The following is a 13,356-nucleotide window of genomic DNA, read 5'->3' as shown; positions in this document are numbered from 1 at the left end:
ACCTGACGAAGACAGGATTTCTTTTTTAAAACAAATAGGCTCAGTATCAGTGTTTAGTATGATAGATATCATATTTCTTTAAGAAAGGATTTCAGACCTTAGTTAAAGATCAACTAAAATAAGCGCGATGAAAACTATTTTGATTCCTACTGATTTTTCTCCTAATGCAGATCATGCTGCATTTTATGCTTTTGAACTTGGAAAGCATATAAAAGCAGGTCTTAAACTTTGTAATGCTATTATGGTGCCGGCAGCAGCGCGAATGTCGCCGCAGGTAGCCTGGCCTCTAATGGACCTGGGTACTTTGAAAAAAGACGCCGATCGGGAACTGAAAAAACTTTCGGAAAAACTGCAGAAACCAGTTAAAGATGCCGGAATTGCTTCCGGGATATGTCCGCCATTAGAGGTGCTGTCCGAAGTAGGAACTGTACCTGAGGTGATCAGGATGATAACAGAAAAAGAGGAAATTAATCTGGTGGTGATGGGGACCTCTGGCGCAAGTGGCCTGAATAAATTGTTCCTGGGAAGTACCAGCAGGGATTTAATCGCCAACAGTAGCCTGCCCATTTTATTAATTCCACCGGGAACGGAGTTTAAACCCTTTAAAAGAATCGCATTTGCGACAGATTTAACAGCAGGAGACCTGGAATTAATTCATTCGCTGGCCATCTTTGCCCGACCTTTTAATGCGGAAATTCTAATTGTGCATATCAGTAAGGATGATTTTAATCCTGACGTTGATCAAAAGAAAATTGACGACTTTCTAAATGAAGTAACCTGTAAAGTACATTACCATAAAGTATATTACCGTCATGTGAAAGATATGGGAATCGATGAAGGTTTAAACTGGCTAACTGATCATGTAGATATAGACATGCTGGCTATGGTTCATCGCAAACATAATTTTATCAAGAGGTTATTTGAAGGTAGTCATACACAAAGAATGGCTGTTGATACAAAATTACCTTTATTGGTATTTCCACCAGAAACGCATACTGTACTTTAGGGCGATCGGAATTTAACTGAGTGTGCTTAATTTACTTTTTATTGCCCGGAAAACAGGGGTAAACCGTAAATTTGAGCGCTTATGGGAATAATAAAGAGGAATGAAGTTTATACGGTAAATGGTGCTCAGGAACGATTGATTCCGCTACTGATGGCGTATCAGCAAGCTGTAGATACCAGTATAATTTCCTCTATTACAGATGTGAAGGGGACGATTATACATGTGAATCAACGGTTTTGTGAGGTTTCCAAATTTAGCAGACAAGAGTTGTTAGGTCAAAATCACCGCATCATCAATTCCGGCTTTCATCCCAAAGAATTCCTTAAAAAGATGTGGACTACAATCGGAAAAGGACAAGTATGGCATGGAGAGATAAAAAATCAAGCCAAAGACGGCAGCTATTACTGGGTAGACAGTGTGATTGTACCCATTAAAGACTCAGTGGGCAAACCGGTGCAATACCTTTCTTTAAGGACACTCATTTCTGAACGAAAAGAAAAAGAAGAAAAAGATAGAGAAGGTCAAGTCAATGCTATGGAAGAGATGCTGTTTAAAATTTCTCATGAATTAAGGCAGCCAGTGGTGAAAATTCTGGGTTTATCTGATTTGATTGACGATTCCCGTAATTCTCCCGAAGACCTGAAAATTATTGTCGAAGGGATCAAGGAATCGGCAATTATGCTGGATAACTATACAAGGGAACTTGCGGGTTTTGTACATAAAATCCGCAATGAACAGGATTTAGACGCAGGTTAATTCATTTATACCAACTTTTCCCTGAATAGTACAACAATTGAATTGCCCTTCAAGACGATCTTTATGCTATTGCAATTCAATAGAAATCAGCTACAGTACTCCAATGAAAATAGCCATCATTAGCGACATACATGCCAACTTACCAGCCCTAAAAGCAGTATTAGAAGATATAGGCTCATTTAAACCAGATCAGGTCTATTGCCTTGGAGATTTAACCGATGCTGCACCATGGCATAATGAAGTAATTGAATTGATTCAAGAACTGAATATTCCTACCATTATGGGGAACCACGATGAGCGCATCGCTTTTGATCATCCAGTTCATTCACTCTCCAAACACAGTTTAGCAGAACAAAAAGCACGTTTAGCCGCAATTAATTTTACAAAGCAGGACATTACAGCCGCCAACAAAGCTTTTTTGTCCACATTACCTGCCACACTGAAAATTGAACTGCAAGGTTTGCATATTTTATTGGTTCACGGCAGCCCTAATAGCAATGAAGAGTATCTTTATGAAGATGCCGATGAAAGCAGGCTTCGCCAGCTGTTTGAGCAGGAGCAGGTGGATGTCATCCTATCAGGACATACCCACCTTTCTTACCTCCGGTATCTGCCAGGATCCAATAACCAGCAACCGAAATTAATGATCAATGCAGGATCTGTAGGCCGTTCAAAAGAAAAAGACAGAAAAGCAGCTTACCTGCAATTAGAAAGTATCGCCGGTATTTCTGGAATTCAGGCTTTGAAACCTGTGATTCGAAAAGTAGCCTACCCAATGGAAGAAACCATTGTAGGAATTCGCAATAGCCCGATCCCTGATTTTTATGCAGATTTCTTTGAAAAAGAACACGCTTAAGCGAAAATTTCTTAGGGATATATCTTGTACCTAAGAAATTAGTTATAACTTTAAACATAAGTTTACTCGTTTGCTAATTCATCAAAATGGAAGTTAAGGACTTGACAAAAGCAGAAGAACAGCTGATGCAGCTGCTTTGGAAGCTGGATAAAGCATTTGTAAAAGAGTTGATTGCGGAATTGCCAGAGCCTAAGCCTGCTTATAACACCACATCTACCATCATCAGGATTCTGGAAGGAAAAGGTTTAATTGGTTATGAAGCTTTCGGTAGAACACACCGATATTTTCCACTCATTAGTAAAGTCGACTATACCCGCTATCAAGCCCAGAAATTGCTGACGGATTATTTTGAGAATTCTATTCAGGATATGTTTTCTTTTTTCATGAAGGAGCAGAAAATGAATAAGAAGGAAGTAGATGAACTCCTGAAAATTATAGACCATATCAAAGATTAGCCTGATGAGTTTAGCCGTCTTCTTGTTCCAAAGCAATTTTTGCCTCCTTGTTTTTTATTCATTTTATAGACTGTTCCTTTACAAGGAAACATTTTTCTTATGGAATAGGGTATACCTGATCAGTACCCTGTGTTTTGCGCTTTTCTCAGCAATTCTTCGTTTTGAATGGCTGAGCAGAAGTTCGGTCAGTAGGGAGCTGCAATCAAAAATGTTGGATGTAGTAGTACAAGGCAGGGTTGGAGCAGGCACAGATTTCGACTGGATGCAATGGACTTATAGACTGTATTTTCTTGGGGCAATGCTTTCGATGCTATGGTTCCTGTATAAATTGTGGATCCTGAAAAGTAGGTTGGAGAATCCTCAAACAGGGCAGGCCTTTTCTTTTTTCGGTTTTAAGCGGATAGATTCTGCGCTCCCGGATTTTGAAATGATTAACCGACATGAAGAAGTTCATATTCGGCAATTTCATAGCATAGATGTTTTATTGATGGAGCTTGCAGCAGTGCTGCTATGGTTTAACCCGGTTATTTATTTATACAAGTCAAGCATTAAAAATATCCATGAGTACCTGGCAGATGAGGCTGCGGCCGAGTTTGAAGGCAGTAAAAGGAATTACGCATTGCTGTTACTGCATAAAGCGATGGGCTTAAGTCCGGATCTGACAAACTCTTTTCTCCGCCAGTCGGAGATTAAAAAGAGACTACTCATGCTGCAGAGAGAAAGATCTGACAAACGAGCTTTATGGAAATACCTATGGCTGGTTCCCTTGCTTTCCAGTTTGCTATTCTTTTCTTCCGCCATAAAAGAGACTAAAAGCCAGGTTAAGATTGCGAGTCGGCTGAAAGAGAAAACTGCTCCTGCTGAATTTGGAAAAGAAGATAATGTAAAACAAGATGATGGAGAAAAGGAAAATGAGCAGAAAGGAAAAGATGCAGATAATTATGGAGCGGAATTTCCAGGTGGATTATCCAAATTTACAGGATATCTGATTGCAGAGACCAAATACCCGAAAGCGGAGTTTAACAAAGGATTGGAAGGTAGCGTAATCGTCTCTTTTGTAGTGGAAAAAGATGGGGCCATTACGGAAGTTGTAGTAAAAAAGGGGATCAGTCCTGCGTTAGATAAAGAAGCAATACGGGTGATCAGCAACTCTCCAAATTGGATTCCTGGAAAGCAAAATGGTACTCCTGTTAGGATTAAGCATGATATTAGACTGAATTTTAAACGTTGATTGTTTGTTGGGATGTGGCAGGCTGGTTGGTTAATGTTGTGGATGGGCTGGACATCGGTAGCTGAAATGCTGGGTATCTGTTGTGGATATGCTATCCATTGATTGTTTTGTGATTTTAGCTTGTTCTTTAGTAGAAGAACTGATTACTTGGTTTTGAAACTAAGCAATTAGTAATAAAACTACTTGATTAGTTGTATAACTATTAACTTAGTTGTATGTTTGAGCCTATAAACCTTATAGACTTACCATATACGCTTATGCTCAACTCATTAAGAAAAATCATTCACTACCTCACTATCTTGTTTTTTATGGCTTGTAGTGATACGACCTCCGCCCAAAATGTACTTTCAGGAAGCATTAAAGGAACCCTGCTGGATGAAAATAAAGTCACTATCCCTTTTGCCTCTATATTTCTTAGACTGGAAACCGATAGCCTGATTTATAAGCGTCAGGTAGGAGCAGAAAATGGTACTTTCTTTATTGCCGGGTTAAAAGAGGGAAAGTACCTGCTGGAAATTAAAGCCATGGGATACGAAGATTTAAAAAAAAGAGGATTGACTATCGATCAAAAGAACACTTTAATTGATATAGGAATGATACTGCTCATTCCATCTTCAAAAAGCCTTTCAGAAGTTACCATTACAGGTCGGCCTCCATTAATAGAAAGAAGAGCAGATAAAATTATTGTCAACATTGACGATCAACTGCAATCCAGTCCTTCCATCCTGGAAGTCATGAACAAACTACCCGGTGTACAGGTTAACCCGATTAATGATCAGATTAGTTTGAACGGGAGGGTCATTCAGATCTATATCGATGGGAAAGCGACTCCTTTGAGCTCAGACGCGCTTGCCGGCTTACTCAAAGGGATGTCACCGGCCAGTATTCAAAAGATTGAATTGATAGCCAACCCTTCAGCTAAGTATGAGGCCGCAGCCGGCTCCGGGATTATCAATATCATTAGAAAAAGAAACTATAAGGCTGGATTAAATGGAAACGTTTTTGCCAACATCGGACAAGGAGCGTATGGGAAGCAAGTAGGCGGATTAAACCTGAATTACAAAGGAGAGGATTTTAATGTACTGTTAAATACCAATTACAACTACAATAAATACTACTTTGATACGAATGTGATCACTGATTTCCTGGATATCAATGGTCAGAAAGGGGATCAAACCGGCTCAGGAATTAAAAGTATAAGGAATAATCGGATCTACATCCCAACACTTGGACTGGATTTTTACCTCTCCAGGAAATCAACACTTTCTTTTACGACGATTCAAAATATCCAGCGTTTTCATAAAGATGCGATATCCTCTCCTTTATTGGTAGATCAATCTGCTGATGAACAAGAGTTGTTTTTAACCCAACAGCGCACAAAAACGATGAATTCTTCTTACAGTCTGCATTTTTTACGACAAATTGATACTTTGGGAAAAGAACTGACCGCAGATTTTGATTGGTATGATTATGACAGTCGGACGGGAAACAACAATACCAACCTGAGCTATAGCAGCCATTCAATGTCCCTGAACACCTTCAAATCTTTTCTGGATCAGGATCGAAAATACAAGATGTATGCCGCAAAAGTAGATTATACGCATCCCTTTGGATCAAAACGCAAAATAGAACTGGGCTTGAAAACAAGTTTTGTCAGGTCTGATAATGAGAACCAGCTTTTCAGAGAAAGCGCAGGAATGAATATTTTGGATCCAACGCAAAATGATCATTTCAAATACACAGAAATGATCAACGCGGTATATACCACTTTTAGTCAGGATGGGAAGCAGTTTTCTTATCAAATAGGACTGCGTGGGGAAAATACGGTGGGGAATGGATTACAGTCTGAACTGAATATGAATACCAACCGTCAATATTTTCAGCTGTTCCCCTCGCTTAATTTGGATTACAGGCTCAATGCTCATCATACCTTGAATTTGACTTTAAATAAGAACATCAACAGGCCTACTTATGAGAATCTTAATCCTTTGATCAGGATCCTTGACGCTAATCATTACTTGCAGGGAAATCCGGAGCTGAAACCCGCAGTTGCTTACCATGCCTCATTAACCTATAGCCATAAGAACGCGCTTTATGGGACCATTGCCTACACTTATACTAAAAATGATTTTACCTCCTTTTCCAGGATTTATGAGGATAATGACATGGTCAGTACCAGACCAGAGAACAACAGGTATACGCAGTATTTTTCTGCCCATGTGGCTTACAATAAACAAATCAATATCTGCTGGTACAATTCAATCGTGCTCAGTTATAACCAGCGGACTTATAAGGCGGAGTTTAATGGGTATGAATTGAATAGTGCCGGGATTCCAGGATTTAGGGCCAATTCCTATCAGGTCTTTTCACTGACGAAAAAATTCTCTTTGTTGTTTTTATTGATTTATAATGGGAAATTTCAGGAGCGTAACCTGATCAACGATCCTTCTTTTATTTTCACCGCAGGGCTGAGTCAGAAGCTCTTCAAAAATAAAGGGACGCTGGCCTTTAATGTGACCGATATTTTTGAGAGCTACAAATCCAGGTACAGCCAAAACTCTGGGGCAATCCATCAGGTATGGGAAAATAAAATTGAGACCCGGATCGGCAGACTCTCATTCAGCTATAATTTTGGAGGAGCGATAAAGAATAGAATCAGCAACAGAGATACGGAAGAGGTGAGGAAGCGTACAAATACGGTAGAGAATTGAAAAACGGAGCAGGGTAAACCCTGCTCCGTTTTATTCATTAAATGCTGGTTTTATTCATGAATTACATGTTTTTATTTGCTGAAACTATCGCTCACTGCTTTACCTCTCCAGCTTTGCGGAGCTTTTAATCCCATAATCCAGGCCAATGTTGCTGCGGTATCATAAGTGATAATAATATCCTTGATCTGGTGATTTTTCTTCACTCCAACACCATTAATCACCCATGGAATTTGTACTTCGTCCAGTGTTTTACCACCATGACCTTTACCAGTACCTCCATGATCAGCAGAAACAATAATGATCGTTTCTTTTTCAATTCCAGCATCTTTTACCGCCTGCACGATTTTTCCGATCCTTTCATCTACTTTTTTCAATTGCTCATAATAAGCCGGAGTACGGTGGCCAATTTCATGACCAGTATGGTCTGGTTCATCAAAATGAACGAAAGTGAAGTATGGTTTTTCTCTTTTTATAATCGATGCAGTCGTGTCTGCACAAAAATCATCTTTATCATTTCCGGGAACGACAATACTGATGGCATCTGTTTCTACCAATGGACCAATTCCTGGCCAGCTATAAATAACTGCGGTTTTTGCATTCGGCTTCTGCGCTCTGATGACACTAAAAATAGAAGGGAAAATACCATACTTAGTGGTCGTTACCGAAGGGATTTCAGGTGTTTTACTTCCCCATTCCGTATAGCCGTGTTCTGTTGGACCGGCACCCATAAGCATGGAGGCCCAGTTTACAGCACTCGAAGAAGGAAGGACAGATCTCGCCTGCAGACTGGAAGCTCCGGTTTCCATTAACTTTTTAAGATGGGGCATTTGTGCATCCGGAATGGCATAAGCACCCAGGCCATCGCAGCCAATTAAGACTACATGTTTCACATTTTTTACTTGTGCATTGACGCCCAAACCCGCGCAAAGCAAACAAAAGGCAATAATTGATTTTTTCATTTGTGTGGTTTATAATTGGTTAATCGTATTGAAAAGTTAAATGTATATGTTAAAATGTTTAGTTTCATTAAACATTTTGATTTTTTAGAGCGAGCAGCGGAAGCGCTTTAATGACTGCAAAAAAAATCCCTCCATAAAGTTTCAGCTTTATGGAGGGATAAGAAAGATTTTTGATTGAATATTACCAGCCTTTAATCGCACCGCCTTTAAAGGCTTCCTGTGCAGCTTTCTCTACTTCTAAACTTTGGTATGCTTTGACAAATTTTAATACTTTCTCTGCGTTCTTATTGTCTTCTCTGGCTACGATGTTATTGACGTAAGGAGAATCCTTTGCTTCCACAAATAAACCATCTTTTTCAGGACTTAAGCCAATTGGTGCAGCAAAGGTATTGTTGATGATGGCAATTGTTACATTCTGGTCATCCAAAGCCCTTGGCAGCTGCGGAGCCTCTAACTCTACAATTTTAAGTTTTTTAGGATTACCTACGATGTCATTTACGGTAGGTAGAAGCCCAACACCGTCTTTTAGTTTGATCAGGTCAAATTTCTCCATCAACAACAAAGCTCTTCCGCCATTAGTAGCATCATTAGGAATGATCACCGTGCTGCCATCTTTAAGCTCTGATAAAGATTTGATCTTTTTGGAATAACCTGCCAATGGGAAAACAAATGTATTTCCTACGATCGCAAATTTATACCCGCGTTGTTTTGATTGTACATCCAGATAAGGTTTGTTTTGGAAAACATTGACATCAATATCTCCTTGCTGAAGGGCCTCATTTGGCATTACATAGTCGTTAAATTGCACCAAGTCAACTTGCAGACCGTATTTTTCTTTTGCAACTTTCTTTGCTGCTTCTGCTAAACTATACTCCGGACCAGATTCTACACCTACCTGGATATAGTTAGGGTCGTCGTTTTTTGCCGTACGGCTGCAGCTGAATAGGGCTACTGAACTCGTTAGAAGGGCTAATGCCGCGATAAATTTGATTTTTGTATTCATTTGTTTTTCATATTTGATAGGTAATCCTTAAAGACTACCTATGGTCAACTCTTTTAGCGATAAAATCACCCAGAAACTGAATGATAAACACCAATGCAATTAATAGGAGTAATACGGTGTTCATCACTACCACATCGTAACCTACATATCCATATTGATAGCCGATCTGGCCAAGTCCGCCGGCACCAACGGCACCACCCATTGCAGAATAACCCACCAGGGTAATCAGGGTAACAGATGCGCTGTTGAGGATGGAAGGAAGGGCTTCTGGTAGCAATACCTTATAAACAATCTGGAAAGGAGTGGCGCCCATTGCTCTTGCAGCTTCTACCAATCCGCCAGGAACCTCGATCAGGCTATTTTCTATCAATCTGGCGATAAAAGGGGCAGCGCCAATGCTCAAAGGGACAATTGCAGCTTCTACCCCAATAGAAGTACCTACCAATGCTCTGGTGAAAGGAATCATCCAAACGATCAAAATGATGAAGGGAATGGAACGAAAGATGTTCACTACAATAGAAATGGTATGGTTGAAGGTTTTATGTTCTAAAACCTGTCCTTTTCTGGTCATAAATAACAGCACACCCGTAGGTAAGCCAATTAAGAAACCGAAAAATCCGGAAACAAAAGTCATGACGATGGTTTCCCAGGCTCCTTTAGCAAGGAGCAAAATCATTGAATCAGACATAACCTATTACCTCTACTTTAATGTTTTTACTTTTATAAAATTCTATGGCCTGAAGGCTGTTTTCTTGTGTACCGAAGACTTCAATCAGCATGACACCAAATTTAATCCCTCCGGCATAGTCCATTCTTGCACTGATTACATTGCTGTCGATCTGGAAAAGACGCGCAACTTCAGACAATACCGGATCATCTACTGATTGTCCGGTAAATTCAAGCTTCAATAATGGACGTTTGTTGGTTGCAGGGGAGGCAACCAGTCTCTCTTTATAGTCTGCTGGGATGTCCAGGCTCAAAGCAGAGGCAATGAACGCCTTCGCCAGTTCCGTTTTTGGATGAGAGAATATTTCACTCACCGCACCCTGTTCAATTAATTTTCCTTCAGAAATGACCGCCACTTCATCGCAAATGTCTTTAACAACCTCCATTTCATGCGTAATGAGCAGTATGGTGATGTTCAGCCGTTTATTGATGTCTTTCAATAAAGCGAGAATAGATTTGGTTGTTGCAGGATCTAAGGCACTCGTGGCCTCATCACAAAGTAGTACTTTAGGATTGCTGGCCAGTGTTCTGGCAATGGCTACCCGCTGTTTTTGTCCGCCGGATAAGTTTACCGGATAGTCATGGTGTTTTTCATCCAAACCAACCAAGGCAAGCAATTCAGTCACCCTTTTCTCTATCTCCGCTTTTGGGGTATGGTCTAATTCCAGGGAAAAAGCAACATTCTCGAAAACAGTGCGTGAGGATAGCAGGTTGAAATGCTGGAAAATCATTCCTATATGTCTTCTGGCTTTTGCCAGTTCTTTCGGCGAAAGATCCATCAGGTTTTGTCGATCCACGATTACTGCTCCTGAGCTTGGTTTTTCAAGCAGGTTTACACAACGGATCAGGGTGCTTTTTCCAGCTCCTGAGCTTCCGATCACCCCGAAGATTTTACCTTCAGGTACAATTAAGGAAACCTCGGATAGGGCAGTGATCGCTCTGGTTTTCTGGAAAAATGTTTTTGTTATATTTCTTAATTCAATCATTGCCCGGAAGCTTTTTTTTTGACAAAGATAAGGTTTCAAGACATTAGATTGCGATAAAATCTATTAAACTAGTATAGAATAAAAACATGGGGAAATGAAATCCTGGAAAACTGCTATATTGGGAGACGAAAAATGCGGGTAAAAATGAAGCGCAATTGCGGGTAAAGCGAAGGATAATTACAGGTAATATGAAGCATAAAGGATTGAACTTTAATTTTGAAAGACCGCCGGTTCTGGAAACAGAGCGGCTATTATTGAGGGAGCAGACTAAAGAAGATGCGCTCGCTGTTTTTAAATTGAGGAGTGATGAAGAGGTGATGAAATATGTTCCATTAGCCAGACCAACCTCTATAAATGATATCTATACTTTGATGGATGAGGTTCATGAAGGTTTTTTGAAAGAAGAAAACCTGGGCTGGGCCATCACTTTAAAAGAAGCACCAGATGTATTAATTGGCTTTATTGGTTTTCCAAAATTTGATTTTGCCAATTTTCGTGCAGAGGTAGGGTATTTGCTGGCTCCAGGATTTTGGGGTAAAGGCATCACTACAGAGGCATTGGCGATGATAAAAAAGTTTGGTTTCGAAGAACTGGGCTTACATTCTATCTACGCAATGATTGATCCTGATCACATTGCCTCTGCTAAAGTATTGCTTAAGCAGGGATTTGTTAAAGAGGCTCATTTTAAGGAAGATTTCTATTTTAATGGTGAGTTTTTAGACAGCCAGATTTACAGCATATTGAAGTCTGCAGACAAATAACCTGCAATGTTAATTTTATGAAAAGCGTAGTATGGAAAATATATTGCTTTCTGGAAATGTAAGATGGAGTACGGAAGCAGAGGTGCTAAATAGAGGGGCTGTTGATCAGATTGGTGTTCATTTTTCAGGAATAGGCCCCTTTCATCGTCATACCGGAGAAATTACCTTAACAGAAAAGGCGATTTATATGGAAGGTGATACCAGCCTGAATTTTCAGCTCACTGAGCTGGAACAGCTTTTTATCGGGTTTGATGAAGTATTCCCCAGAGCATTGATTAAAAATTTCGGATTAACTGCACAGCCCTTGCGTTTACAGGTAAGCAGTGGAATTGGTTTGCTCTATCTTTTTATCGATTACAATGGTCTTGGTTTGACCAGTAACCAGCTATGGTTCAATTCAATCAAGACTGTTTTGTCGGAATATGATGGTTGATTATTCTCGTCCATGTAATTGCCGAAAGTAGGATATTTTTGATTGTTTTGTCTTAGAATTTGCATTTAAGCCCTGATTTCAATAGTTTTAGAATCGCATTGCTAATTTAACACACTGGCAGGGCTGCGGTATTCAGTTACTTATATACACAATGAAGCTTCAGAAATTATTCTTAATTCTACTATTTACCTCTATCAGTACCCTTGTTTTTGCACAAACCAGTGCAGAATTGAAAAGGAATAAAGAAGCCATCCAAAGGGAAATTGAATTGCTGCAGAAAAACTTAAATGAAACCTCCAGTAATAAGCGATTGACGCTTGGGCAAATCAGAACGGTAAATGCAAAGATCCGTTTGATGCAGAATAAAATTGCAGTAATCAACTCGGAAGTGAAAAATCTGGACAATCAGATTCATGAAAACAGCAATGAAGTACGGAGCTTAAAAGGACAACTGGGGCAGTTAAAGAAAGAATATGCGAGCATGATCCGCTTTGCACAGCGGAACCAGAATGCTTATGAAAAGATGATGTTCATATTTGCGGCCGATGATTTCAACCAGGCCTATAAAAGGATTAAATATTTGCAGCAATTTGGTCAGTATCGCAAGAAACAAGCTGATTATCTACAAGGAACGCAAAAAAACATAGAGTATAAGATCGGTGTGCTCGATAAGAATTTGAAAGAGAAAAGTACTTTGCTGACGGAGCAGGAGCACGAACAAGTCAAACTGAGCAAGAATAAGTCTGAGCAGGCGGTAATGTTAAATCAAATCAGCCGACAAGAGAAGCAGTTCAAGCAGGATCTGGCAGCCAGAAAAAGAAAACAGGCTGATATTGACCGTGCCATTAGAAATGCCATTCAGAAAGAGATCGAACTTGCCAGAAAAAAAGCGGAAGAAGAAGAGCGTCTGGCCAATCAAAAGGCAATTGCAGAAGGTCGTCCCGTAGCTGCAGTAAAAGAAAAAACCAATTCCAGTTACCTGACTGCTTCCCCTGAAGCGGCAAAACTTTCTGCAGGTTTTGAAAACAATAGAGGACGTTTACCATGGCCAGTGAGTCAATATTCTATTGTAGAGCGCTTTGGTGCCCATACTGAAGGTCAGGCTTCCTATAACAATGACGGGATTAATATCCTAACGGAGAACGGAGCTGCTGTAAAGGCGGTTTTTGAAGGCAAGGTGTTATTCGTTAGAGAGTTATACGGGACATTTATTGTCGCCCTGATCCATGGCGATTACTTCACCATTTATCAGAATCTGAAATCGGTAAGTGTGGCTAAAGGCGATAAAGTGGAAACCAAACAAACCCTTGGTATTGTGGCTTCTAAAGAAGATGGACCTGTGCTTCATTTTGAAATTATGAGGGGTCAGAATAAACTCAACCCTGAAGCCTGGATCGCAAAATAAACCTTTAAGTTTTCCGGAATTTTCATTTAGATGTCATAACATCTTCTAATGACCTTCATGCTGACTAA

At 40.0% G+C, this 13,356-nt stretch carries 13 protein-coding genes; 9 read left to right on the top strand and 4 right to left on the bottom strand.

The window, feature by feature from the left end; all coding sequences use genetic code 11:
* Positions 1-127 precede the first annotated feature (127 nt).
* From AQ505_RS17745 to AQ505_RS17720, 6 genes are all read left to right on the top strand, one after another.
* Complete coding sequence (locus tag AQ505_RS17745) at positions 128-1,006, top strand: universal stress protein (RefSeq protein ID WP_062549407.1); 879 nt, start codon at positions 128-130, stop codon at positions 1,004-1,006.
* An 81-nt stretch (positions 1,007-1,087) separates the two neighbouring features.
* Complete coding sequence (locus tag AQ505_RS17740; RefSeq protein ID WP_062549406.1) at positions 1,088-1,762, top strand: PAS domain-containing protein; 675 nt, start codon at positions 1,088-1,090, stop codon at positions 1,760-1,762.
* A 103-nt stretch (positions 1,763-1,865) separates the two neighbouring features.
* Positions 1,866-2,618 carry a metallophosphoesterase family protein gene (locus AQ505_RS17735; RefSeq protein WP_062549405.1) on the top strand — a complete coding sequence of 251 codons (753 nt, stop codon included), beginning with the start codon at positions 1,866-1,868 and terminating at the stop codon, positions 2,616-2,618.
* Positions 2,619-2,704: 86 nt separating this feature from the next.
* Positions 2,705-3,073: a BlaI/MecI/CopY family transcriptional regulator gene (locus tag AQ505_RS17730; RefSeq protein WP_062549404.1), complete on the top strand. Its 369-nt coding sequence runs from the start codon at positions 2,705-2,707 to the stop codon at positions 3,071-3,073.
* A 4-nt stretch (positions 3,074-3,077) separates the two neighbouring features.
* A complete protein-coding gene (locus AQ505_RS17725) occupies positions 3,078-4,304 on the top strand; it encodes a M56 family metallopeptidase (RefSeq protein ID WP_062549403.1) in 1,227 nt (408 codons plus the stop codon).
* A gap of 257 nt (positions 4,305-4,561) precedes the next feature.
* Entirely contained in the window at positions 4,562-7,015 is a 2,454-nt protein-coding gene (locus tag AQ505_RS17720) for an outer membrane beta-barrel protein (RefSeq protein WP_197286217.1), read from the top strand.
* Positions 7,016-7,086: 71 nt separating this feature from the next.
* Here AQ505_RS17720 and AQ505_RS17715 read toward each other — a convergent pair whose 3' ends face one another.
* The 4 genes from AQ505_RS17715 to metN form a co-directional block, all read right to left on the bottom strand.
* Entirely contained in the window at positions 7,087-7,974 is an 888-nt protein-coding gene (locus AQ505_RS17715) for an alkaline phosphatase (protein ID WP_062549401.1), read from the bottom strand.
* A 181-nt stretch (positions 7,975-8,155) separates the two neighbouring features.
* Positions 8,156-8,977 carry a methionine ABC transporter substrate-binding lipoprotein MetQ gene (gene metQ / locus AQ505_RS17710; protein ID WP_062549400.1) on the bottom strand — a complete coding sequence of 274 codons (822 nt, stop codon included), beginning with the start codon at positions 8,975-8,977 and terminating at the stop codon, positions 8,156-8,158.
* A gap of 34 nt (positions 8,978-9,011) precedes the next feature.
* Entirely contained in the window at positions 9,012-9,665 is a 654-nt protein-coding gene (metI, locus tag AQ505_RS17705) for a methionine ABC transporter permease MetI (protein ID WP_062549399.1), read from the bottom strand.
* A complete protein-coding gene (metN, locus tag AQ505_RS17700) occupies positions 9,658-10,689 on the bottom strand; it encodes a methionine ABC transporter ATP-binding protein MetN (RefSeq protein ID WP_062549398.1) in 1,032 nt (343 codons plus the stop codon). The genes metI and metN overlap by 8 nt, the downstream gene beginning before the upstream one ends.
* Before the next feature lie 188 nt (positions 10,690-10,877).
* On the opposite strand from metN, the gene AQ505_RS17695 reads away from it, so the two are divergent.
* From AQ505_RS17695 to AQ505_RS17685, 3 genes are all read left to right on the top strand, one after another.
* Positions 10,878-11,450 carry a GNAT family N-acetyltransferase gene (locus AQ505_RS17695; protein ID WP_062549397.1) on the top strand — a complete coding sequence of 191 codons (573 nt, stop codon included), beginning with the start codon at positions 10,878-10,880 and terminating at the stop codon, positions 11,448-11,450.
* A 31-nt stretch (positions 11,451-11,481) separates the two neighbouring features.
* The gene (locus AQ505_RS17690) at positions 11,482-11,883 is read left to right on the top strand and encodes a hypothetical protein (protein WP_062549396.1); all 402 of its coding nucleotides are present in this window, start codon (positions 11,482-11,484) and stop codon (positions 11,881-11,883) included.
* Between the two features lie 151 nt (positions 11,884-12,034).
* A complete protein-coding gene (locus AQ505_RS17685) occupies positions 12,035-13,288 on the top strand; it encodes a murein hydrolase activator EnvC family protein (protein WP_062549395.1) in 1,254 nt (417 codons plus the stop codon).
* Positions 13,289-13,356: the final 68 nt, after the last annotated feature.

Origin of the sequence: Pedobacter sp. PACM 27299, from assembly GCF_001412655.1 — a bacterium.
Classification (GTDB): Bacteria; Bacteroidota; Bacteroidia; order Sphingobacteriales; family Sphingobacteriaceae; genus Pedobacter.
This window is presented reverse-complemented; position numbering and strand designations above follow the sequence as displayed.